This is a genomic window from Nostoc sp. 'Peltigera membranacea cyanobiont' 232, from assembly GCF_002245985.1.
GTDB lineage: Bacteria > Cyanobacteriota > Cyanobacteriia > Cyanobacteriales > Nostocaceae > Nostoc.
On the sequence record NZ_NOLK01000082.1, the window covers coordinates 1 to 23,712 of the forward strand.

Annotated in this window: 24 protein-coding genes and 4 pseudogenes; 6 read left to right on the top strand and 22 right to left on the bottom strand. The window is 40.9% G+C overall.

From position 1 onward, the window contains the following. Window positions 1–307: 307 nt before the first annotated feature. The 3 genes and pseudogenes from CDG79_RS23895 to CDG79_RS23905 all read right to left on the bottom strand — a co-directional run bounded on the left by CDG79_RS23895 (window position 308) and on the right by CDG79_RS23905 (window position 2,825). Window positions 308–520: an ATP-binding cassette domain-containing protein gene (locus CDG79_RS23895; protein WP_189525103.1), complete on the bottom strand. Its 213-nt coding sequence runs from the start codon at window positions 518–520 to the stop codon at window positions 308–310. 4 nt (window positions 521–524) lie between these two features. Next, a pseudogene (locus tag CDG79_RS23900) lies at window positions 525–2,167 on the bottom strand (IS481 family transposase). Window positions 2,168–2,183: 16 nt separating this feature from the next. After that, on the bottom strand, window positions 2,184–2,825 hold the full coding sequence (locus CDG79_RS23905) for a recombinase family protein (RefSeq protein WP_094344358.1): 642 nt from the start codon (window positions 2,823–2,825) through the stop codon (window positions 2,184–2,186). Window positions 2,826–3,143: 318 nt separating this feature from the next. Here CDG79_RS23905 and CDG79_RS23910 point away from each other — a divergent pair. Continuing rightward, window positions 3,144–3,863: pseudogene (locus CDG79_RS23910) on the top strand (ISL3 family transposase); the annotation flags it as partial. A gap of 51 nt (window positions 3,864–3,914) precedes the next feature. Here CDG79_RS23910 and CDG79_RS23915 read toward each other — a convergent pair. The 9 genes from CDG79_RS23915 to CDG79_RS23955 all read right to left on the bottom strand — a co-directional run bounded on the left by CDG79_RS23915 (window position 3,915) and on the right by CDG79_RS23955 (window position 7,844). Beyond that, the gene (locus CDG79_RS23915; protein ID WP_094344359.1) at window positions 3,915–4,304 is read right to left on the bottom strand and encodes a hypothetical protein; all 390 of its coding nucleotides are present in this window, start codon (window positions 4,302–4,304) and stop codon (window positions 3,915–3,917) included. Between the two features lie 51 nt (window positions 4,305–4,355). Continuing rightward, entirely contained in the window at window positions 4,356–4,703 is a 348-nt protein-coding gene (locus tag CDG79_RS23920) for a hypothetical protein (protein ID WP_094344360.1), read from the bottom strand. Next, a complete protein-coding gene (locus CDG79_RS23925; protein WP_094344361.1) occupies window positions 4,700–4,963 on the bottom strand; it encodes a hypothetical protein in 264 nt (87 codons plus the stop codon). Before CDG79_RS23925 ends, CDG79_RS23920 begins: the two co-directional genes overlap by 4 nt. 65 nt (window positions 4,964–5,028) lie before the next feature. Beyond that, window positions 5,029–5,787 (bottom strand): hypothetical protein, encoded by a 759-nt coding sequence (locus tag CDG79_RS23930; RefSeq protein WP_094344362.1) that lies wholly within the window; start codon window positions 5,785–5,787, stop codon window positions 5,029–5,031. A 44-nt stretch (window positions 5,788–5,831) separates the two neighbouring features. Beyond that, window positions 5,832–6,047 (bottom strand): hypothetical protein, encoded by a 216-nt coding sequence (locus tag CDG79_RS23935; protein WP_223278286.1) that lies wholly within the window; start codon window positions 6,045–6,047, stop codon window positions 5,832–5,834. Continuing rightward, on the bottom strand, window positions 6,040–6,366 hold the full coding sequence (locus tag CDG79_RS23940; protein ID WP_094344363.1) for a hypothetical protein: 327 nt from the start codon (window positions 6,364–6,366) through the stop codon (window positions 6,040–6,042). Before CDG79_RS23940 ends, CDG79_RS23935 begins: the two co-directional genes overlap by 8 nt. A gap of 21 nt (window positions 6,367–6,387) precedes the next feature. Beyond that, the gene (locus tag CDG79_RS23945; protein WP_094344364.1) at window positions 6,388–6,720 is read right to left on the bottom strand and encodes a hypothetical protein; all 333 of its coding nucleotides are present in this window, start codon (window positions 6,718–6,720) and stop codon (window positions 6,388–6,390) included. A gap of 78 nt (window positions 6,721–6,798) precedes the next feature. Further along, complete coding sequence (locus CDG79_RS23950; protein WP_223278287.1) at window positions 6,799–7,401, bottom strand: hypothetical protein; 603 nt, start codon at window positions 7,399–7,401, stop codon at window positions 6,799–6,801. A 107-nt stretch (window positions 7,402–7,508) separates the two neighbouring features. Further along, complete coding sequence (locus tag CDG79_RS23955; protein WP_094344365.1) at window positions 7,509–7,844, bottom strand: helix-turn-helix domain-containing protein; 336 nt, start codon at window positions 7,842–7,844, stop codon at window positions 7,509–7,511. Window positions 7,845–8,079: 235 nt separating this feature from the next. Between CDG79_RS23955 and CDG79_RS23960 the strand changes: the two genes are divergently transcribed. The 5 genes and pseudogenes from CDG79_RS23960 to CDG79_RS23975 all read left to right on the top strand — a co-directional run. Next, a complete protein-coding gene (locus CDG79_RS23960; RefSeq protein ID WP_094344366.1) occupies window positions 8,080–9,654 on the top strand; it encodes a hypothetical protein in 1,575 nt (524 codons plus the stop codon). Between the two features lie 110 nt (window positions 9,655–9,764). Beyond that, window positions 9,765–10,964 (top strand): hypothetical protein, encoded by a 1,200-nt coding sequence (locus CDG79_RS42665; protein ID WP_223278288.1) that lies wholly within the window; start codon window positions 9,765–9,767, stop codon window positions 10,962–10,964. Further along, window positions 10,965–11,186, top strand: a pseudogene (locus tag CDG79_RS23970) (ISAzo13-like element transposase-related protein); the annotation flags it as partial. It abuts the gene before it with no gap. A gap of 188 nt (window positions 11,187–11,374) precedes the next feature. Next, window positions 11,375–11,503, top strand: a complete 129-nt coding sequence (locus CDG79_RS44925) for a hypothetical protein (protein ID WP_262985822.1) — start codon at window positions 11,375–11,377, stop codon at window positions 11,501–11,503. 65 nt (window positions 11,504–11,568) lie between these two features. Then, a pseudogene (locus CDG79_RS23975) lies at window positions 11,569–11,848 on the top strand (IS66 family transposase); the annotation flags it as partial. On the opposite strand, the gene CDG79_RS43985 reads toward CDG79_RS23975, so the two are convergent. From CDG79_RS43985 to CDG79_RS43990, 10 genes are all read right to left on the bottom strand, one after another. Beyond that, window positions 11,846–14,410, bottom strand: a complete 2,565-nt coding sequence (locus CDG79_RS43985; protein ID WP_094344367.1) for an AAA-like domain-containing protein — start codon at window positions 14,408–14,410, stop codon at window positions 11,846–11,848. The pseudogene CDG79_RS23975 and the gene CDG79_RS43985 sit on opposite strands and share 3 nt — an antisense overlap. Window positions 14,411–14,417: 7 nt before the next feature. Beyond that, entirely contained in the window at window positions 14,418–15,821 is a 1,404-nt protein-coding gene (locus CDG79_RS23985) for an AAA-like domain-containing protein (RefSeq protein WP_094344368.1), read from the bottom strand. 18 nt (window positions 15,822–15,839) lie between these two features. Then, window positions 15,840–16,856: a pentapeptide repeat-containing protein gene (locus CDG79_RS23990; protein WP_223278290.1), complete on the bottom strand. Its 1,017-nt coding sequence runs from the start codon at window positions 16,854–16,856 to the stop codon at window positions 15,840–15,842. A 116-nt stretch (window positions 16,857–16,972) separates the two neighbouring features. Beyond that, the gene (locus CDG79_RS42675; protein ID WP_189525104.1) at window positions 16,973–17,701 is read right to left on the bottom strand and encodes a hypothetical protein; all 729 of its coding nucleotides are present in this window, start codon (window positions 17,699–17,701) and stop codon (window positions 16,973–16,975) included. After that, window positions 17,701–18,192: a pentapeptide repeat-containing protein gene (locus CDG79_RS24005; RefSeq protein ID WP_094344370.1), complete on the bottom strand. Its 492-nt coding sequence runs from the start codon at window positions 18,190–18,192 to the stop codon at window positions 17,701–17,703. The genes CDG79_RS42675 and CDG79_RS24005 overlap by 1 nt, the downstream gene beginning before the upstream one ends. After that, window positions 18,128–19,222 carry a pentapeptide repeat-containing protein gene (locus tag CDG79_RS24010; RefSeq protein WP_094344371.1) on the bottom strand — a complete coding sequence of 365 codons (1,095 nt, stop codon included), beginning with the start codon at window positions 19,220–19,222 and terminating at the stop codon, window positions 18,128–18,130. Before CDG79_RS24010 ends, CDG79_RS24005 begins: the two co-directional genes overlap by 65 nt. Window positions 19,223–19,558: 336 nt before the next feature. After that, window positions 19,559–21,616 (bottom strand): NACHT domain-containing protein, encoded by a 2,058-nt coding sequence (locus tag CDG79_RS24015; RefSeq protein ID WP_094344372.1) that lies wholly within the window; start codon window positions 21,614–21,616, stop codon window positions 19,559–19,561. Beyond that, window positions 21,591–22,895, bottom strand: a complete 1,305-nt coding sequence (locus CDG79_RS24020) for an IS66 family transposase (protein ID WP_094344373.1) — start codon at window positions 22,893–22,895, stop codon at window positions 21,591–21,593. The genes CDG79_RS24015 and CDG79_RS24020 overlap by 26 nt, the downstream gene beginning before the upstream one ends. A gap of 62 nt (window positions 22,896–22,957) precedes the next feature. Continuing rightward, window positions 22,958–23,323, bottom strand: a complete 366-nt coding sequence (locus CDG79_RS24025; RefSeq protein ID WP_223278291.1) for an NACHT domain-containing protein — start codon at window positions 23,321–23,323, stop codon at window positions 22,958–22,960. Window positions 23,324–23,338: 15 nt separating this feature from the next. Beyond that, window positions 23,339–23,596 carry a hypothetical protein gene (locus CDG79_RS43990; protein ID WP_094344375.1) on the bottom strand — a complete coding sequence of 86 codons (258 nt, stop codon included), beginning with the start codon at window positions 23,594–23,596 and terminating at the stop codon, window positions 23,339–23,341. Between the last annotated feature and the right edge of the window lie 116 nt (window positions 23,597–23,712).

A 23,712-nucleotide genomic window follows, 5' to 3' on the forward strand; every position in this document is an offset into this window, starting at 1 on the left:
TCCTCTAAGGTGGCATCATTCTTGTGTTCTACTAGTTCTCCCAGAACTATTATGTTTTCTGGACTCAGTTTCAGACTTTGACCACCTCCATGACTCTTGGCTCCTAGCGTCCCCTTCTCTCTGTATTATTTAAGCAGTTTATATATAAAACTTGGGGCTACTCTAAACCTCTGTGCCAACTTACGTTGAGATATAGATTCGCGTTCATAAGTTTCCGTAATTTTCCGCCGCAAATCTATGGAGTATGCTTTGATTGGTGACAAATTTTACTTATTTAATCTCTATAGTACATTTAATTGTCTCTCACTCAAGTGAAAACCGCTATAATGTCTTTTTCTTCAGCTAATTCCAATTGCAGTCGTTGGAGGGTGGTGCTTTTACCGCAACCAACAACACCCGTTACGGCAATCAAGCGACCTTGCCTAACTTGGAGTTTAAGTTCTTTGAATAAATTCGTTTGGTCTTCAGTCTCAAAATACCCCACATGGTCTAAGGTACGTTTGAGACCAAAATAAGTCATGACATCACTCAACATGGCTTGTACCTGATAAGGGATTGAAGAAATCTCGAATTTGTTTCATTACCTCCTGCTTATTAAGAGTAGTCAGCAGAACCGCATTAATATAAGCCATCTGTTCAGAGGTGAGTTTGGCTAATGGGCGTGCCAAATATTCGGCGATCGCCAATTTTGCTGCAATGACCGTGCTGAAAGTTAATTCTTGAAACGGGTTGGGGTCAATAAAAGGCTGTACCTTGAATGACGTTATATCCTTACTAAGTGAGGGTATGTCTAATGTGCCAATAGCAGAACTCGGTAAAGACAACTGTTTAGCCAAAGATTCAATCCGGTCAGCTCGTTTTTGCGTCCGTGTTTTTTTGAAACTACGGTAGCGATGCAGGGGAATTGGCCCATCTACAGGCAGAAATGGCCCGTAGCGACGCTCTCCGTGTTCTACGTAAAGTTCGTTATCAAACAAGCCCCACCAAAGAACTACAGTTTCTCCTGCTAAATCCGGCTCGACTTCATAAGCTACTCCCTCAACCGTAACGCGAGCATCAATGCCCACCTTGCGGTGTTCAGGCGAACGTGCAAATGTACAAAAACGCTCCCAATTACACATTTGCCGGATTCCTGACGTTGGAAGATTGCCAAGCCAATCTTCAATCCGGGAATGGGGTTCGCTACGATGAGGTCGGCTATTGTAATGGAGTAAAAAGCGCATCAACCAAGCGTTAGCCTCAGCTTCTGTCTCCGGTTCATGCAAATGGTACAGAGTTTCGTGCATTTCTTTGACGGTGCGAAACGGACGTTCCACCTTACCCTTGGAACGAGCAGTTACCCTTCGTCCGTCTTTACCTGCGGGTAAATGGGTACGTACTTCAATCCCCAAGTACCCCATGACTTTTTGAAACACCAAGCTGCGGGTAATAGGCCCGTTATCCATGTACAGCATTTGGGGAATGCCTTGAAAGGGTAATTCATCGGATGACTTGGGCGACATGGCGGCAAACATAAACCGCAGTGCTGCTTCCACATCCTCCCCATAAACTCCGTGATATTCCTGATAAGAAACACCACTTCGGTCATCAACGACACTATAAAGCATCAACAAAGGATGTCCCCGTCCTGGTTCTATCCAGGCTGGTGATTTGATGTGCTTGAGGTCTGATGGACTAAGGTCAAAATGCCAACATTGGTTGCTGGACTCTGCTTGGAAGCGAACAGCAGGTGGTTGTCGTAAGAGGGTATCGCGGTCGTAACCCCATTTTTTGAGATAACGATTGACAGTGGTTGCTTTAAGCAAACCGGCTGGAACTCTGGAACTATTACATGACCATCTGGAGTGTTGATACCATCGGATTCCAAAAGGCGGATTGCTTGCACGGTAGATAAATGACGACCTTTGCGGTTCGATGTACGTATTTTAATGGCAGCAATGATTTCACAGTAACGCTCTAGTCCGGCTTTAGCAATAACACGCGGTACATCACAATCAACACGGCGCACTGACCTGATCAGATTGCGCTGCCGTAGTGTCCGATACACAGTATCTTCGGAGATGCCATACAATTGTGCTATTTCTTGGACTAATACCCGACGATCTGAACTGCGTGGTGGTAGTTGGTCTAAGCGGCGGCGCAAGTCTAAGATTGCATCAATTGGTATTTGTTTCTTGGGCATCTTATAACTTCTCCACCAATTTGTCGTGGCGTGAGTGGAGATGTTTGCGTGCCAACCAATCATAGAGGGTGGAAGGTGAACAATCGACCAGTTTTGCAATTGAGCGTTTACTGATCCCTTTGGATAGATAGCTGCGAATTTCTGCTTCCTTTGTGTCCAGTTTCAAATGTGCAGATTGTCGCCCTTTGGGTCGTCCTAACGTTTTCCCCTCAGCTTTTCGTTTGGCTAGTGCTTCGGTTGTTCTGAGTACAATCAATTCCCGTTCAATTTCTGCTGCCAAGCCCAAAACCGTTGCTGTAATCCGGCTTTGCATTGAATCATCCAATACCATACCTTGTTTGGCGATATGGACGTTAATTCCACGACGCACGCAGCATTCGAGCATTTCTAACACTTGTAGGGTGGAGCGTGCCATCCGACTGACTTCTGAGAAAATTACTACATCAGAAGCAAGGGCAGTTTGAGTCAGTAGTTGTCCTACACCCCGCTCTGACCATTTCTCCCGTCCAGAAACTGTGTCCTCCATAAATTGGATTGGACTCAAAGCGTGTGTGTTGGCATACTCCAAAATGCCATGTCGTTGGTTGTGTACGTCTTGGCGATCGCTGGAGACTCTTAAATAAGCATAAATAACCATAGCCATATTGGCTGTCGGTTTAAACAGCTTCGAGCATTTAATTGAACGGTATTAGTCCAGATTAAACCACGAAAAGCGTACATATGTGTCCAGCAAAAAAGTTCGTATAAATTGGACAGTTTCGAGGCTGTTTTTCTACAACAACCTATTTATAAGGGTTACAGCTTATTTGCAAAGAATGTGGTTTATTTGCAGTTATTGTGGTTTGTTTGCAAATAATGTGGTTTCATTTGCAGATAATGTGGTTTTGAGACCCCCCTTATTTGCAGTTATTGTGGTTTCAAAATTGGCTTGTTTGCAGTTTCATCCCCCGATGTTTGCAGTTCGCTACAGGTAGACTTAGACACTCATAAACCCATTGAAATAGTCAAGTCAAGAAGAATGGAAGAAATACGTGAAGTTCTTGTAGGCTGGGGTACTCAGGTGCTTGAAAAAATAGAAGAGGTCAGTATTGATCTCTGGTCTTTTTATAAAAGTTTAGTAGAAGAATTGATGCCCAACGCTAATATAACTGCTGACAGATTTCATGTCATGAAACAAGTCAATGATGAATTGGATGCTATGCGTAAGTCCGAAAAGAGAGCGGCAATGTCTTTAGAAAATAAGTCAGAAAGAGACAGAATATTAGCGGGATTAAATAAAAGCAAATATAGCTTCATTAAAAATGAAGATTCTTTAAATGAACAGCAAAAAGAAAAATTAAAAGCTGCCCAAGCGGTTTCACCTACTCTGGCTAAAATGCATAAATTAAAAGAAGATTTCCGAGATATATTTGAATCAACCGTATCTTGGGGAGACAGTATAATTAAATTATTAGATTGGATGCATGATGCACTTTCATATTTTCCGAAAAGTATAGGCACAATGGTTAGATGGTTTGGTGAAGTAGTAGGCTATTTTGACGGCAGAACCACGAGTGGCACTGTTGAAGGTATTAATAACAAACTTAAGTTAATTAAAAGACTTGGATATGGTTTTCGCAATTTTAGTAATTTTCGATTACGCAGTCTATTAAATTGGCACTTTACTATTAATTTTCCATAAAAGTAGCGGAAGAGCCCAAATTCCTCTGCTTTAGACTTAAATACTGTTTAGCTACCCTACTAAATACCTAAGTACTTGCGGATCTATCGCAGCAATCCGCTTTTTAATAGAATGTGGAGGATTCTTGAAAAACCGTTTTAAATCCCGACTCTTAACGAGGTAATTTGTCGCAGAACGCCGAATAGCTTTGAGCCATCCTCGTTTTACCCATTTAGCTACAGTACAGGGGTTTAAGGAGAGAGCTTGAGCAATTTGGTTACAACTATAATTGTCGAGAGTGGGACGTGCAGAATAACCCAACGCATAGAGCTTTTTATGAACAGCTAATGTTGTGCGATGATAGCCTCGTCTTCTAAGTCTGTATGCTATCTGTTTAGGTGTGTATGCTTCAGACATTTCATCAAGAATTTCTAACTCTTGGGGAGTCCATTTTTTCTTCATTTGTTAACCTCCAGAATTGCTGGTAGAAATATTTAGAGGGACTTGCTTGATTTACTGATTAGTCGATTGCAACAAATTGCAAGTTTGTTCTATTAGTTTGTACTCATCCCAATTCCTTGGATTATGAGGTGATGACATTGACTCTTCAAATTCCCAGTTTTGAGAATTGGTATCGAAAAACTCAATGGCTGCATCAAAACCACATTGTAAAAATCTGGTGTATGATTCTTCTGAGCAAAGAATCGATTCGACAATTGCAGTCAAGAGTTTGAGGTTGGTTTCAGTAGCAGCACCTTCTTTGTGGAGCCATTCGATTGTTTCCAGGAGTTGTTTTTTAGCAGAAGCCGCAGTAGATTCAGGTAATGCGGCAATGGGAATAAAACCTGTTAGTTGTTTCATAAATCCTCCATGTCACCGAAATCAGTTGTCACTTTGCGTTGAGATTTTGCTTTAGTAATTTGGAATTCGTTCGCTTTAATCACGGGCATTGCAGCCTCTTTGACTGCTGTTTTTGCCTGATGATAGAGAAATTGAACTACGCCTGAAGCATCTTCTTCATCCTCGACTTGCGCCCATAAAGAACAACCTAATTCGATTGATTCGTAGTTCCCTAAGTTGAACTTTCTCGAATAACTAATGGAGACAGTACCGATTTTCATTGGTTGATTTTGCTGCTAGTTTATGTAGTGGCGACTCAAAGGTGAATCGCCTTTTTCGTGTTTAATTACCGCTTGTTACCTTGCGGCATAGCTGTCTGATTCTGCGCTTGCAGAGATGCCCTCGCCTCAGTCTCGGAAACCGGGGGCAATGCTGGTGCAGTGACAGCATTACTAGCCCAGCGTTCATACGTTTCATTCGTTACCCAATGAACTGTTGCCCCAGATTCCGCACCACTACGAATCATTTCGGCTGCAACGAGCGCGTCTTTTTCAAAGTCAGACTGTGGGTTACGGTACGACCATTGGATGAACCAGTACGTTCCCAGCGCTCCCTCTACCTTCTGGAACTCGGCGCAGAAGATGTAGTTTTTGAGGACAGATGCGATCGCCGTATAGCAAAATTCTTTTGGATCTCCCGGCATCCCTTCCTCGCACCACGATTGAAATGCGCGATGGGCAAAGTGATTGTAGAGTCCAGCGAAATTGTCTTTACTGCGGCGATGGATTAAGAAACTAAGCAGCATCGAAGCTGGCCCTTTAAACTGGTCTTTGAGTCCTCCTGCTACTGGAATTACCCACAGTTCAGTAAATGGTTCGTTGGTGAAGTTCTCGTTAATAGTAAATGCACGGTCAGGGCGGGAGATTGCGATCGCAAAATCAGCCTTATTACCTTTGAGATATCCGCCAGCTTGTGCTTCTAGAATCGTCAGTTTCGGAGGGCAATCGAGTAAGAATTGACCATATTCCTTAGCGCAGTTAGCTTGCAGTTTAGGTTGGCTGGGAGGAATGAGAAAAACGCTGTTGTTGATTTTGATGGTTTCCATGATGGTGTTGTATTTGTTGTGTTTGTTTTAGTGAGTTAATGGACTTAGTTAGTCGGCAATTTGTCAAAATCTTGTGTAATTGTCAGTAAAAAACCGTGTTTGGTATTCTGCACTCGTACTAGTTCTCTATCGAGTAATGATTGGATTACTGTTCGTGAGAAATTAATGCTGTGTAAAGGAGCAGAACCACCATAGCGGCGCAAGAAAAGCAGCAAGCTAGCAGCCGTGAGGTCAGAGCAGTTTTTGGGCAGTTTAGCCATTAGCTACACCTCCAGAAATTGCTTTTAATTCGTACTTAAGCAGTTCCAGTTGGCGTAGACATTTTTCTATTTCAGCCTGAATTTCTGCTCTCAATTCCTGCGGTGTCAGTAATTTAATCTCGTTCTCTAAGTGATTTCCTTCATCAATGGAATTGATGTCAGGCATGACGATGTACCGCCAGCCTCCGCCATATTCGTATGCTAAAAAACTGTCGCTTGGGTAATACTTGATGCCAATGATCAGTCCTTGTTCTGCACGTTGTCTCAAGGTGAAACAGGGGTATTTCCAACCGTGTGGAATTGTTATTGTTGGTTGCATGATTGTAATTGGTGAAGTTAATTATGCTGCTATGGCTTGATCTGTAACTCTGGATTTCTTTGCTACTTTCATGAAGTCATCCAACCCAACTGCTGCTTCTGCTGCTTGAGCGTACCGAATCTGATCCATAGCGTTAGACCAGTGGGTGATGTGCTGAAATATCACCCCAATCATTGAATGACCTTTATAGACTCGATAATTTTTGGGGCAGGCTCCATTGATGTAAACGAGCGTGTAACCAGGGATTTCGATAATCTCTGCATTCGGGTCTGTTGGCGGTAGAAAAATTTTCTCTGGTGAATCATCCAACTCGGCTACTTGAAGAGAGGGTGTAGTTTCTGCGGTGTATGCCATTGTGATGTTTGTTACCTATTACACTGTAGAGGCGATTACAATTGCCTTGATGTGCAATCGCCCTTTTTATGTCAGTGGTTACGCTGCTACAGCCGGTCGGACTCCCAAAAACGTAATCGCTTCTGAAGCACTCGATGCGAATCTGTTCATGCCGTATGTGCGGGGTCTGGAATACCAACCCTCAAGATTGCAACCGATGTAGCCTACTAGCTGATTATTTCGGTAAAGTTTAGTACTGAAGGATAACCAATCAATCTGGGGATGCCACAGATTGAACTTGACACAAGCTTCTTCTAATTCATCGCTGAGGCGTTCATTGCGCTCCAATGGAGTTTCTGGAAGTGTCGCTTTAACCTCTGCAACTCTTTTTGCGAACCAGTCTCGGTCAAAAGGCAAGCAGCTACCGTTTACGAACCGCACCCATACCGTAATCCCGCCTTCAAGCCAGATAGTACGAACAGATTCCGGTTCGACTTGAATAATCTCGCCAATGATGCGGCGGTCACGAGATGTTAGGGGGTCTTGGGTGGGGGCTACAACTTCGGCTTGGGTTTCGATGTAGTTGTTCAGTTCTGCTTGAGCTAGGGCTTGCTCATCTTTGAAGGGAACTTCTGTAACTGTTGTTGATGTGTTGTAGCTGAAGCTAGAAGCCGTTTGCTGTGTGTAAACTGATTGAGTCATAATATAGATTCCTGCAAAGGGTCAAAGGGCGATCGCACAAGTTTCGTAGGCTGGAGCGGTCGTCTTTTGTTTTCATATCTCTATAATAACAACTCAGAGTACAATAATCAACTAGAAGTACAAATATTTTTGGAAACTTCAACACGTAAGTCGGACATAATCTCAATCAGTTCTACACCAAGAGTTTTGGCGATTGCTGTAATGATTTTTGTTGAAACAGAGGCTGCTTCGCCATTCTCCAGCTTTCTAATGTATTCTTGAGAGCATTCAACCTTTTGGCTCAAAAGTGCATCTGCAATCTCACGCCTAGACTTCTTGCCACGTAATAATCTTAGGCTATTTCCACATTCTTTATTCCACGCAAGCATAACAACCCAGTCCAGGGGAACCATAATTACCTCCTTTGTATTTTTTACTTTTATATTTGCACTTTCAGTTGTCATGTGGCAAGATAGTTTTTGTACTGTGAGTTCAATCAACCAGTTCAGTTATACAAGAATTCATAGACGGCATGAGTATTCCAGCCGTCAAATTGTTTTGTGAACTTATTTTAAGGAGGTTATGGCAAAAATAATTACGCTTTTCAAAAGCAATAAAAAGTAATTGCTGAGAATACAGCAGTTTTCATTTGCATTAACCAGTATTTCCCGTGTGTATACAGCACATACAGGTAAAATCATGCTGACACTAAACCGTTCCGAAACAACATCAGCACTCGATTACAACATTCTCAATACCAGCATCCAAGATACCTTTGCTACCATAGACCGCTTCGAGTGGGAGGCAATAGAAGAACTGCGGGTGATGCGGAATAACGGCTATTACTCTGATGCTGGTTATGCCAGTTTTGAAGATTATTGCGAAAAAGAACTAACCAAGCACCGTGGATATCGCCGGGTCAGAGATTTGCTGTCTGCGAAGAAAGTAGTTGATACTCTGCCAGAGGAACTCAAAGACAAGATTACTAAGCCTTCTCAAACTCGCTCCTTGCTCCGACTCGTGAAAACTCCCGATAAGTTAGAGCAAGCTGTTGCGATCGCAGCCAAAGAAAAACCCTTCCCCACTGCTGCCGATTTTGCTAAAGCAGTGCAGCAAGTCGCACCAACAACAAAACGCGCCGCAAAAAGCGAAAACCCTAAAACGCAATTGTGTAATTCTGTCACTGTTTCACAAGAATCACACCCAAGGTATGGGGATTCGGGAGTAATTGAGGCAGATGCACCAAACCATTGGCAGCAAATTGTGACTTTTGCTGATGGCGAGAGGCTGCTCATCAACAATACTGATTTGGATGCCCCAAGCGTTCCATTCCCCAGAGAAAGATCATATCCCGCAGAATATACGGAAGCGATCGCTGCTATTGAAGAACGCCATAGACAAGAGTTAGAGAGACTTTCCCAGGAATTGAGAATTGGGCTACAGTCAGAAGCCACAGCCAAAGCAGAAGAACAAGTACAAGAACAAATCCAATCCTTGCAAAACCTGTACAAGCAGCAGAGGGAGCAAAATATTCAATTGCAGCAGCGTTTGGATGAGATGGAATCGCTACGGCAGTTGCAGACTGAGAACCAACAGCTTAAGCAGCGCATTCAAGATTTGGAAAACGCGGTTGAACAACGCCCTTCTCAAGAATGGGGAAATACCATGACCCAGCAAGCAACTAAAGCGTTGAATAAACAGGTGAAGCAAGCACTGGAGAAGACAATTGATTTGCGATCGCTGGCCCAGGAACCGCCGAAAGAAAACGCCCAAGAATGTCTGCGGCTCATGGGCATGGCTTTGAAAAACTTAGCCAGTGCCATGAACAATACCCAGGCATTGGAGGCAGCAGCGATAATTCTGGGGAGTGAGCCGACACCAACAGCGATCGCATATCGAGCCGAGCAATTAGAAATGTTGCCCCAAGCGGTTAGCGACATTAGGGCAGTGCTAACTAAACCGGGGTGTACGTGGCAGGACTATTGGGCAGTGGCCCAAGAGTATGAGGTGATTAAACAGGACTATTGGGCGGAATTGACAACCCAAGAGACTGATTTAATTACCGCTCTCCAGAACGCATCTTCTCAACCAGATACCATTGGCGTTGGTTCTATTGTTGCCCATGCTGATCCATATCGCACTTTGTATGTGGAAAGGGGTGAAGTTGTAGAGGATTTAGGCGAAGAGTTGTTGGTTACTTGGGATCACTGGAAAGAGCAATCGAAAAAAGCTGATAGGTATTCACGAGACGAATTGCGATTCTGGCAAGGCTAACTGATCTGTTGCTCATACCAGTAATTCTTTAGACAAGCAAATACAAGTACCAAACCCTGCATCACAGTGGGAGAAATTTCCGTGCGTCAATATAAATAGGAGATTGTACGATGACTGCAACTATTACAAAACCCAAGCTCAAAAAGGCTGCTAGTAAACCACAATCCCCATATAAAAGGCTTCATGTCATTATTCCCATCGAAGATATGTTATGGGCTTCGCAACAAAAGCCTTCAGTTACGCAACTGTGGCAGGAGTGCTGGACGGCTGACCCCTATGGTTCTCGGTGGATGCCTTTGACAAGTGCCTTGGGGTACAGTACTTTTATCTCTGCAAAGAAAATTCTCTCCGACAGTGGGCTATTCATTTTCAAACCTGACAAATCGATTCAAGATGGCCGAGAAACAGCTAGCTGGATGGTGAAGAATTTACATGGTAGCCGGATGAAGGAATTTTGGGAGAAAGCTAATTCTGTGTCACGGGAATTAGATGCTGAAAAACGAGAACCAGATGCTGAGATTTCAGAGATAGATGCTGGCTGTGAAGAAATGCGTGCTTCGTATAAAGCATCTATTTTAGCTAAAGACCAGTCAGAGCAGGGGTTTCAAAAACCTTCACGAACTGTTCAGGAACAGCTAACGAACTCTTCAAAAGAGTTCGTTAGCTGTGTCTCTGACACGCTTCCAGGAAATTTGCGTGAGGAGGAGACGGCTCACGCGCCCTTGGGGGGCGCTTCGCCTCAGTCTGTTCAAAGCGTGTCAGAGAAGGAGGAAGACTCGCCTACGGCGAATGACTGCACATCGCTAGCGCTTGTGGATGCTGCACAGAGTAATCCCGCTTCGTTGCTAGCTGAAAACCAGGACTGTGGCGTTGAAGCGATATTCCCTCATGAAGGTACTGGTTCCGCCGCATCCGTCGTTGTAAATGAATTTTTTTCAACTTTAGCGATCGCTAATCAAACTCAGGGGCAGGTAGAACAGGGTTATTCTGCTTCCTTGCCGGAAGAAAACCAAGTCTCTGGTGTAGAAGTCAAAGCGGCTCATGAGGGTGAAGCTTCCGCCGCGCCCGTCACTGAAAAATGGTCGCATGAGGCGATTGTAGCGAGGTCAAATATGCGACCTGTAAGAAGGGAGAAACTGAATCAAGCGGCCAATTCGAGCGAGAATCCGGGGTTTGATTTCTTGCAGGAGTGTTGGCAGGATGATCCGGCTTTGCAGATTGTGATCAAGAAACTGGTGGCGAAGTTTCCGCAGTGGGGGATTGCGATCGTGGATGGGGTGTTGGTGGATTGTAATGGTTCTTGTCTTTAGCAGCATTGGCGTGGCAGCTTACTCGACAGCGTTGATACCGTGCTACGGTTTGCTTCTACCCTAACTTTTAAGGGCAAAAATCCTGTGGTTACTTTGGTTGAGAAAATCTATCATACGGGAGTTAAACTTACACAACAAGCAATGGATCAAATCGAAGAGCAGATTTACCGCTTACCAACTTTGAAAAAATGGTTCGTTGAAATCTTTTATCGAAGTGACTGAATTTTTGGATCATTTTTTAGTTGGAATACTCTTATAGGCCGCTTCAGAACACGCTTGCCGACAATGATTACAGCACTTACGGCAGCTATGAGGTACATCCTAAAATCTGAAAGCTTTGATAGGAGAGGGCAAGGAGAAAAACTGTATTGCATAATAGCCGGAAGCGCTGTATTGCCTTGTAAATCATTATGCCTTCGTGCGTTTTGGCTAGTGATACTCAGTCGGAAGTTTCAGTCCTAGTGGATCAGCCAGCAACAGAAGAGTTAAAGCCATCCCGTGCAGAAACATCTATTGTTGAGCAGATGAGTCTGCTATGACTATTGTTGCGTCAAGCACTGATGAAACAAGTAAGATACTGCCCTGAAAGCACTTGTTTTGCGCCGCCTGTGCCACAGCGTTTGTTAATTTAATTGATGAAGCTTTTATAAATTATGCTCTTCGGGTTTGAGACTCTTGACTTAACCAGTTACAACGATTGGGTCAATCAGTTCAAATCTAAGTTGCAATCCTCACTCAATCAGTGGATTGGCAAGGCAGTAGCTACGGCAGGAAACCTTTTACGTTCTTTACGGGATAAAACTCATCAGTGGTGGTATTTCCTTGACTATCCTGAAATTCCTCCTGATAACAATCAGGCTGAACGATCGCTGCGTTTGGCTTTAAATTTTGCAACTTGATACTTTATTGTATAAGACTGGTCGAATGTTTACAAAGAATATATTAGGAACTGTCGATAAATAATTATAGCCAGTTGGTAACATTCCTTGATTCTGAACCTTTTGAAGGTTTAACTCTTCATAATTTTTCCAATGGCTAGGTACAATAACTTTTGTATTAGCAGTTTGCTCCTGATTTTGATATGAAGAATCATTTGCATTTTTAGAATATTGGGGTTGATACCAGCCTATCTTTATACCGAACTTCTTGTAAGATTCATCATTATATTTATCTAATCTATTTTTTGTTTGTAAATATAGACGTTTTTGAATACTAAAACCAAAATTGTTTTTTGAGTATTTTGTCCAGTATTGATCAATTAATTGAAAATTATGGCAAGGAAAATTATCAATAGATTTTTTATCAAGCCAGCCTTCTTTTTGTCTATTAGTAATATGAAGTATTATTTTTGTTGTTAGTATATCTGCTTCTTTCCATTTTTCATTTATTAATAAATTTTCCAGCTTCAACATATAATAATTCTGTAAAAAACTTTTTGCTTCTATGCTTATATTTTTATTTTTATAAAAATATAATGCTTTTATAGTATTTACATACATTGCCTCCATGTTTTTTTCTGATACAATACTTACTTGATTTTCCCTTTCAAAGGGATTGATATTATAGTTTTTGGAGATTTTTAGTGCTTCACTATATGAATTGATTGCATCATAAAAATTATTTTCTTCTAACAAGATATCACCTGTAGTTTTTTTTGCAAGAAAAATAATCTGCCAATATATTTTAAAATCTTTGTTTGTTTTAATTTTTGATTTTGATATATAATTCTGTGCCATAATTAAACTGTTCTGTCCATTTATTATATTATCTTTATTTTCTGCTAAATTTATTTTTTCTATTTCAGAATAGGCAATAGCTTTTTCTACATTAAGTAAAGCTTGTGTAAGATTGTAATCTTGTATTTTAATAGACTCTGCTGTTTGTAAAAATATTTCTCCTGCTTTATCATCAACATTTTTATTTTTAAGTTGTACGACTAGCTCTTGTAATTCATTAATATTTTTGAAATAAGAATATTTTTTATCAATTTGGTTTTTTATTGAAAGTGCTACTATTCCTAATATGCCTATTATTACAAATGAGGAACTGAAAAAAGTTATTCCTATATATAATTGTTGTTTTATTTTGCGATTTGCTTCTCTCAACATTTGATTTCTTGTTTCTGTTGCTTCTCTATCTCTCCTTTCCCGTTCTACAGTAGCTTCTTGTTCTTTAGCAACAATATCCTCCTGAATTTCCTTCTCTTTACTAGCTGCTAAAAACTGTTTATCCTGATAACTTAAATTCTTATCTCTTGCCCATTCTTCCGCTTGTTGTAAAGCCTTTCCTCGCAGCAGTCGTGATTCATCAACACCTCCAGAAGCGACCCAAAAGCGAAAGTTCTCAGAATAAGGACGCAAGTTATTTAATTGGTTATCAATCCAATGAAAATCAAATATCTCACGATAAATCTGGTTATAGATTCTCAGCTTACCTTGCTGTCTAACTACTAATCCTGAAAGCTGTAATTCACTTTGCTCTAATGTTTCATCTGCTATTACAAGTGATTGTTCTTCACTCAGTCTGACTTGTTGGTACAATTCTAGTAAATACCCTGCCCGTTGTTCATCGCGCAAAATCCTGGCTTGAATCGTTCGCAGATGTTCTGGTTCATCAAGTGATTCCCAGTTTTCAATAATCCGTGACCTGACAACTTGCTCTACTGAACGAGGGTTATCTTGCTCTGATTCCTCAACCATGAACTGACACAGCTTTTGAGTCAGAAATGGTTGCCCCCCAGTCCACTGCAAAATCTCCTGCATTATCGTCTGGGGATCATTAAATTTACCGCGCAAACCATTTTCTAATGGTTCAGCTTCATGCAGTTGAAAGCCTTTGAGGGAAATAGCCTTACCAATGTTAAAGGGAGTACGCTGTTTATCTGAAATTAAATTGCTAGGCGAGGCAACCCCTAATAAACAAAAAGTGAGGCGATTATATTCAGGGTTATCAACTCGTTTGTTATAGCAAGCACGAATCAAAGCAAAAAAGTCATCTGTGGGAAAATTCAGACTGAGTACGCTATCGATTTCATCAATAAAAATAACGATACTCTCTTGAACTTCAACAAGTAATACTTCTTCCAAAAACTTGCGAAATCTTGTAACTAGCGAATTTAACTGATTCGCTTCCCACCAGTCACCAAAATCTAAATCTAATCCAAAACTGTCAATGAGCGTGTCAATTAAGTCTGCATACCATTGTTCAGGAGGGACATTCTGAATACCTCCAGCAGAAAGGTCAACGGCTGCACACTGTACGCCATCATCTCTCAATCGCTGCATGGTTCGCACACGCAAGCTGGATTTTCCACTCTGTCTGGAATTCAGTACGTAACAAAACTTTCCCTGCTTCAGTTCTTCATATAACTGTGCATCAGCTTCTCGTATGACATAGGTGCTGGCATTTTCAGGTAGACTTCCAGAGAATATGTATTGGTCAACCACGATTTACCTACCCCAAACGAGTTGAGAAATACTGACGATACAAATCACAACCAGGAATGCAATCATTACTAACAAGTTTTACTAACCCCAAGCTATGCAACTTAAACGCAACTTCAGTATCTAATCTCACAGGTACATTCGCTTTCACTACTTTTTTATACCCTATTTCAATCTGAGGATTATGTTGTAAATGCCACAGTTGTTGTCGCAAGTGATCGCTGAAGATTCCTTGCTCTGTTGGCGCAAGCCTCAAGAGTTCTTCTAAGGTCACTTGCTGGCTTTTGAGATGGGCAATCGCAGATTGTACCAAATAAGGATGCCCCCCAACTAACTCCATCAACTGAGCCAAGTCTTGTTCTTTCAGTAATCCTAAATCTTGCTGTTTGGCAAGTTCTGTTACTTGTTGCAAGTTAAATTCGGGTAAGTCAATCGCCAATCCCACATTAAACGGGGAATGATTACTGTCCAATGAAGGATAAGATTCAGTGGAATGAACTACTACTAACCGCAGCTTTTTCCAAATATTACCAATCTTGTCTCCCTGTTTCGCTGCCTCATACCATCCCCGCAGTAACAAGCAGAATTGAGGGAAAATCTCTGGATATTCAAACAGCCGCTCAAAGTTATCTATGGCTAAAACTAAGGGAGTATCAGTAAGTGATAATAAATATTTTTGAAAATAACGGGTACAGTTTTTATTCAGCCCAAAAACCTCTTGCCAATGTTTTTCTAGTTGGGGTTCTAGCTCCAGGCTGTCAGCAACATCAACACATAACCATTGCAAGAACGTTTTTAAGTTAGCCAGAACATCAATATCAGCCAGTTGTAAATCTATTTTCGCAGTTTGATAGCCCTGATGTCTTGCATAGTCTAGGGTTTTCTCCAGCAATAATGTTTTACCCATTCTCTGCGGGGCTTTGAGACGAATCAATGTCCCTGGTTGCACGATTGCTTTATAGGATTTGTCCTCAATTGGTGGTCTTTCAATATATATAATTGTGTCTGCCCTTAGTCCAGAGTTCTCAGCCGCTTGCAACTGTTGTTCAATTGCATCCAACTTGTCACCAAGCTCCCCCAGTATACGTTCCTCTGCCTGAAGCTGTTGTTCATATTGAAACTTGCGGGATACATCGGTTTCAATAACCAATGCTGTTCGTAGATTTACAACTTTCTGGCTTTGAAGAGTGTAAGCTTTTTCAAGTGAGTCTTTTTCAGAGAGCGATCGCTGTCGTTGACTCTGTGATTGGACTGAATTACCTGATGTCGCTGTCTGCTGCCCAAGGTGAATATTGTAAATGTCGCCGCCAATTCGCCCAGCATTCACTGTGTCAGCATTAACCAATCCACCGCCAAACTGGGAATTGCGTAAGTCACTACTGGAGACTTGCTTTGGGTCTTGTGAATCGGGCATGGGTCGGTTTGGGCAGGTTTAAGCGTCATTGTTGTGAATATTACCACCTATTCGTTCTGAGTTAACAGTGTTGGCATCTACTATGCCACTTGCAAACTGCGGATTCTGCATATTGTAGTTAGAAACTTTCCTCGGATTTTCTGCTAATGCTTTTTGAACTGACCCTTGCTGTTCCACTATGTTAAATAGGCGATTAATTTGTGCTTCCTGTTTGGAAATTAGGGTATCTTTATCCTCAAGTCTTGCTTGGTACTGCGCCTCTAATGCCTTAGCTGCAAATTCATAGCTCTGGATGAACTCACTGTGGATTTTGGCTTTGTCTGCATCAGCAGCAACAGCTACTCGGACTACAAGAATGCCATCGCCTTTCTTCTCAATACTTTGGACATCTAGTTGAGCGCCTTGGTTTTCGACTTCTAGCTTTTTGAAGGAGTAGGCGAAAGCATCCCAGTCGATGCCGTTGCGGAAGATTAGGTCTACTGTTTCTAAGGATTTTTGGAACAGTTTGGTGAATTCTTCAGGAGCAAATATGCCGCTAATGGGACGACGTTCTCGTTTTTTCTTTTGCAGATAAACATAGTCACAATTTACACCAGTCAAATTTGTAGCACTGTTAATATTCCAATCTTGAAGACAAACACCTGTAAGTTTGGCTGCGGTGAAATTTGTTTCTATTGCTCGAATTTCACTCAGGTCTGCTTCACTCAGGTCTGCTCCACTCAGGTCTGCTCCACTCAGGTCTGCTCCACCAAAATAAGCTTTGCTGAGATTAGCACCACTAAGGTTAGCCCACCGTATATCTGCCAAGCTCACATCAGATTCACTGAGGTTAGCTTTACTAAGGTTAGCTTCCAAAAGTTCAGTCCTAATAATATGTGCCTTAACGAGGTTTGCCTCACTGAGGTCAGCTTCAACAAGCTCAGTTTTGAATAGTTCAGCTTCACTAAGATTAGCTTTAGCAAGGTCAGTTCTACTGAGGTCAAATTCGCTGAGGTCTACCTTACTGAGGTTAGCCCCAGTAAGGTCTATCCTCATTTCAGAATTTTCTTTCCTCCATTTATTCCAAACCTCTACCCCTTTCTTCAGTATTGTCAAATGATCCTCATTCGCCATCTTGAGCTAACCCCTCTGCTTCATCTGTAACCAACAAACTACTCCGCCTCCTGCCATCCTTCAATTGAAGCCAACAGAATATTCACTAAGGGATGGTCGATTAACTCCTTAAATGCTTCAGTCCCTCCAGCCTTCAATGCTCCAGTTACTCGCACTTTCAATGTTGGGTTATTTTCAATCTCGTCTACAGCCTTAGCCACAACACTCATTTTCTGTGATGTCGTTGTAGTGGGGTATGTTTGACTCAGTTGGTTGAGAAGCTGCTGAATGTCTGCTGCGGCTTGGGCGAGGTTCTGCTTTTGCTCAGTGGAGTAGTTGGTGATGTTGCCACCGATTTGGTGTGCGTTTACTGTGTCTGCATTGACTAGTCCACCTGCAAATTGAGCGCCTTTGAGGTCAAAGTTAGATTGTTTTTTAGAACCTTCTGGCATTATGGTATCTCCTTGATTGTGATAATTTTGAACATAAAAACTAGGACGCTCTAGGGCTGTAGTTATCATATTCTCTAATTTATTTATTTGGTATTCTTTCTCTGCTATTAATATTTTAAAATCTCTCTCCGCTAGCGCTTTGAGTTGATTATAATTAATAAAATAATCTCTACTTAATTCAGATTTATTAGCTGTAGTTACTGTTTTAGCACGGAGTAATATCTTATCTTCACCTCGTCTTTCTATTGCTACAATCTCAAGCTCTGCCTCTGGGTTATTTTCAGCTAGTTCCTTAAAGGCGATTGCGATCGCTCTTGGGTCAATTCCGAATGGCACTAAGTTAAGCTGAAGGGTAGGTGGCGTAAGGATTGCAGAGGAGCAGGGGGGGCAGAGGGGCAGAGGAGAATTTCTCTTGCTTCTTTCTGTATGCCTCTTGTTTCGCTTCTTCCTTCTTCTTTCTCCCCTGCTCCTCCGCTCCTCTGCACCCGTGCTACCTCAACGATTTTCCCTTTTCTTAGTGCCATTCGGTCAATTCCTTGGCTGTGGTAAAGGTCGAGTGTATCAAAAATTGGTTTGATGAAATCCCCAAACTCACCCGGAGCAAATATTTCTTGCCTATTGTCGGGTTTGCGGTGAGGATCAGGGTTTTCTTTTGTGGGCAAACGCATATAAACATATTCGCACCGCACCCCATCAAATTTAGTATTGATAGTGATGCCCCAATCTTGAATGTAGACTCCAGTTAAAGTTGCGCCTGTGAAGTCAGCGCTGTCCAGTTGAGTTTGTACTAACTTTGCTCTGGATAAGTCTGCATCTTGTAGCTTCACTTAGGTCTGCACCTATAAAGCTTGCATCTGCTAGGTTAGCGCCTTTCAAGTTGACTCCTCGCAAGTTTTGGCGGTCAAAAATTTGGTTCTGTCCTTGTCCTGTAATTAATAAATTACGTACTTGCGAATTTTGAAGATAGGTTTTGTCAAGTTCAGCACAATCAAGCATTTTAACTTGATAAAAATTGGTGTGCATTAAATTGGCTTTTCTAAAATCCGCATTTCTAAGTACAGCTTTAGTAAAACTAGCATTAGTCAAGTCAGTTCCACGAAAACTTGTACCTCCCGTAGCAGCCCAGGCAATAGCAATGGTACGAATCCAAAAGTATTTTTTATTTCCTTCTATTGCTTGATAGCCAAAATAGATGCTAGATAAGGCTATAGATAAGGCTATAACTAAACCTACAGTTATCAATATTGCTCCAATTGTATTGGATATGAATTGAAGGGAGGATGTAATTACAGATGCAAGTACGGCTAGAATTACTATTATGGAAGCAATTATAACTAACGTTTTGTTAGAAGCTGCTATAAATACTGCTATAGCTACAGAACCTAGTATCGCCAAAGCTACTAATAAAACTCCAGTTGCTGCTCCGGTAAAAGCTGGCACGAGTTTGATTCCAGCAGAAAATACAATAATTATTCCTCCAACAAGAGTAAATACTTTTAAACCAGTTTCTAAACCCTGAGAAATTGTACTGATAAAGAAGGTAGTCAATAAAATAAAAGTAGTACAAGCTATGATTCGAGATTCTAATACAGGCGTTTTGACTATTAATAATCCTAAATAATTAGTTATATATGAAAAAACCCCTAATAGTCCCACAAATAAGAATAAGGAAATCGGTAAGTAAATACCCCAACGCTTTTCCAGCCCAGCTTTGGCATGACTAAAGTTTGCGCCTATTAGGTTTGCGCTAGTAAAATCTGTACTTTGGATATCTGCGCCGCTAAAGTTTGCCCCAGCAAGGTTTTGACTCTTGAACGAACGACCTCTGAGATTCTGGTGAGAGAAGTCTTGGGGCATAGCTAGGCTAGTGAAAGCGAGGGGTTATGTTACATACAGCTTCAGTATCAGCTTTTACGAACTGTAACACAAGATTTCTGTTGAAGTTTGTGTGTTTAGCGATCGCATTTCTTGGGCAAACTTCCACAGTGAAGATATGGCAGAAGGAGCAAACTCAACTACTCGCATATTGCAGCCCTTGTTCCCACTCCCAACGTCAAGCAGTCTTTATCAGTATTTCTTTGCCGTTGGTGAACTTGATAAACTCAGTGCCTTCATCATAAAAAACATCAGTAACAAGGCGATTACGTACATCGTAACCCCACATTTTTGTGGCTGCATTCTACCATCCTTGCTTTATTTTAACCAAGCTTCACAAAATAATTTATAAGGTACTTTTTGAGAAAAATACCAAAGTAGTTCATAACAGTCTCTATATCGAAAAAAGTTGTGCTTATAAACTTTATCTGTTAAACAGTTTTTAAGTTTTGATATTAATAATAAACTATATCCAATATGAAGTACATTAACATTATTTTTTAAAGCTTGGCAAGCTCGGTAATATACTTCATCATTTGGGTGTTTTTCTATAAGTTCTATCAAGTCAATAAATAAATAATCAACAATTCCTTTATTTTTTATCAGAAATTCACAAGCTTCCATTTGCATATATATATGTAATTGAGGCAGTAATTTATATAAAGATAAGAATGCTTCTGTATTGCTGAGATTGATTTGTATAAGAGTTATTGTAGTATAAAAAAGATAAATTATATCTGGTGAATTTTCGATTTCCTGATTAATAGCAGTAATAGCATCTAAATTTTCATCAGCAGCAAGACTTAGCGCACGAATAGCCTTTAATTTTATATGTCGAGGATTAGCTTCGTTTAATATTAAAATTAATTTATTAATTAAAATCAAATTATTTTTTTCAATTAATTCGATGTATTGAGATATTCTATAATAGACACTTTCTCCAGCCTCACTGGTTCGTATTAGTTTATCAATTTCAGCAACTATATTTAATATATCTTGTCGCTCTAAAATTAATTGATCATGGTTGCGTAAAGTTATATCTTTACATACAAAAACTATTTTTTTTAATTCTGATATTATTTTTACGTTATTTATTTCGGAAGCAGCTAAATTAAATAATTCTTGTAATATATGCTTTTTATACAATTGCTCTAAAACTAAAAATATGTCATTACTAAGAAATGACCAATAATTATGTCTTTCTTTTTCTCCACAAACATTATAAATATATATAGCTAATTGTTTTGTAATATATTTAAATGTTTTATCTATACTAATTTCCATAAGGCAGTATAATGCAATTATATATGCTTGATGTTCGTAAAAAGTTTTTAAGTTATTGTTCCAAGATTTGCACCTATCTTCAAAAGAAACTAAAGCATCAATAACTTCTATATAATTGTTTTTTAAAAATCCAATCCATATAAATAATACATCTCTCCACTGTAAGTCGAAAACTCGATAATTAGCATTTGGATGAATTGGATTTTCAGGAATATGATTTAAAAAATAATGCCAATCATTGATTGCTGATGCTGCAAAATACTCTTGAAAAGTAGGATGGAAAAATGCATACACTTCCCTCCTTAAATTGTCTGCTTCTACTCCCACCTTGTTCAACCATCCCAACCGTAAAGCTAATGTAAACAATGAATCTGTATCATCCGGCTCACCCAAATACTCACATACAAATTCCTGCCGTAATCGAAACCGCATTGCTTCTTTATCAATCGCTTCCCGTGCCATCTCTCCTAAAGCTTTCTTCAATCGCCTGCGCTGCTCCCTTGTCGTAGCAAACCGCTCTTTCTTCCACTCATAAAAATCCGCGACAAACTGCTCGTACAACCCCGCTTTTGTTTGGGGTAAATTACCTTCACCTAGATGCCAATTGAAACACAGCAGCGTCAGGCGCAATGGGTTTTTTACTAAATCTCGAATCCTTTCCTTCCCTTGTTCTCTTAATGCTACACACAACTGCTGTCCTGTCTGCATTTCTGCTGGAGATTGAGAGCTAAACCATTTGCAAATAAACTCCTCTACTTGCTGAGGATAGGAAAAATCCAAGGTTCGGTAGTTATCGAAGGACTCCAGAGCATTAATGCCATTGTCCCAAAGATTTAGGCGACAAGAAATTACAATCCGCGACTGTTGTAATAACGCTCCCATGCGAATTTGCCGCTCAATTTCTTCTAATGGATTGCTTTCCTGTGTTTGCATTTCATCAACCCCATCCAGCATCAGCCAAACCAACCCTTGATTAAACTGAGTCACAAAATCATCTTTAAGTTGGTTAGATGCTTCGGCGTGTCCAGCTTTTCTTGGTATCCCCTCAATACTTCGGGGTAAGGAGTTATTCTGGCATCCACGACCAACCAAAGGGATTAAGAACAGATTTCCCCCGAATAATAGTCCTCAAAGATGGAATATTTCCAATTTGAGAAATTCGGTCACGCATATACTCAAAAAAACTGATTTCCAACTTTCGAGTAATGGAAACAAGGGACATAAAAATATCCCAAGCTTTTGTACCCTCAGTGGTCTGAGTTGCATAACTAATATTACGTCGCTGCACCATTGTTCTAGCCGCTAACTCCGCAGGATTATTGTGCAATGGTAATTCTGGATGGTCTAAAACTAAAAGCAACTCAGAGATTTTTGCAGCAGTTAATCGTTTTCGCTCATCCAACTGTTCATAACCACTGACGGTGGAAAAAAGCGTCCAAAATTCTTCCCTGAGTTCCCAAGATTTATCCTGACTCGAAAAATCTCTATAAGCTAACAATTTTCGGTAATATTTCCAAAAATCATCCAGAAATTCGTCTAAACTCTGTCGGTGACAAGCAACAAAGGGACTTAGCTTTTTATAATGTCGTGCCTCATGTACCCAACATAAAGCCAAATCAGCAGTCAATAGTTTGAACTGTGGTGCATCATCACACACAAGGGCTTTAATCAGAGGAATATTTGTTTGCTGATGATAAAAAGCAATTGCAGCTGCCTCTTGTACGCGGGTACGATATTGGAAACTCAGTTTGCTTAAATACTCATCGAGTAGGGCATTAAACTCAATTTCTGTGAAGACAGTTTCTTGAGGCAAGAGTTCTTTGAGTTGCTTATTCCACTTTGTCGGCAGATTTAAAGTATCTAATAGCTCGTATGTGAATTCGTTGAGGATAAACTCAAGTGCCGTCACGTTTTGTAATACTTTGAGTACGCTCAAGCGGTCTTTGTTTTTGGTGGTAAGGTAGACTGTGTACAACGGGTTACAAATTATATTAGTTGTATGATTAACTCCACCAACACGCGCACCTGTTTGATCTATCTCTTCTCGGTCAACTTTGATAGTCGCATTTTTGCTGCTTTTACTATGCTTTGTTGGAACTTTTCGTTCTTTCTCTGAGGAGTGGTCATTCTGAAATCCAATATTTTTATTGGCTTTTATATCTGGTTTGCCTTGTTCTCCCTTCAGGCGGTTATTTTCGTCGCGTAGTTTTTGGTTTTCTTCAACTAAATCTTTGACTTTTGAGTTGAGTTGCTCTATCAGGTTCAATAATAGTTCTATTGTTTGACGCAGTGACTCGTCTGCAATCTCTTTCGGGTCGATAGATTGCAGCAATACGGTCATTAATTTCTCTGCGGGTGCTGTCTGCGTCATGTGTCATATTCTACGACACAAGGCGTACAATCTTCCTTCTTCTTTTTTCTCCTTACCCCAATTTACTTAGTGGATACTTTTCTTGCTACTGCTTGCAACCATACCTCTAATAAATATGTTTCTAGTTCGTGCGATCGCAAATCAGCCAGAGAAACCCAAATCACAACCGACTGCTCAATCTCCTTCGATACCCATTTGGCAATCTGCTGTAACAGTGTAGTTTTCCCTGCTCCTGGTTCTCCAATAATCGCAATGCGTTTTCCCTGACTCTGGGGGCTTTGTCTGTCTCTTAGTACCTGCTCTAGAAACTGCTGAGGCTCAAACGTTTGCTTAATTTCTGTTTCGTGATAAAGCTCTGAACCTTTCTCTGGCAAAACATCTTCTTTTCGCCGACTCTGCTTTTTTCGTTCTACCAGTCCCAATGGCACATACACTTGCTCGGTTCAGTAGGTAATCCCTTCGCCCATTGTTAGCGGATTTGTTGTGAGTCGCAGATGCTCATTTAAAAGTGAGGAGCTAACTTGATGCCAATTAATTTCTATTTTCTGGTTAGGCTGTTCATTGTAATAATTGTAATTATTGACGATATCGCCGCCAATTCGCCCAGCATTCACTGTGTCAGCATTAACCAACCCGCCGCCAAACTGGGCATTACGTAAGTCGTTGCTGGAGACTTGCTTTGGGTCTTCTGAGTCAGGCATGGATCGGTTTGGGCAGGAATCAGCGTTGTTGTTGTGAATATTACCACCTATTTGTTCTGAGTTAACAGTGTTGACGTTGACCGTGCTACCTGTTTATGACTTGCGTTCGCTTGCTT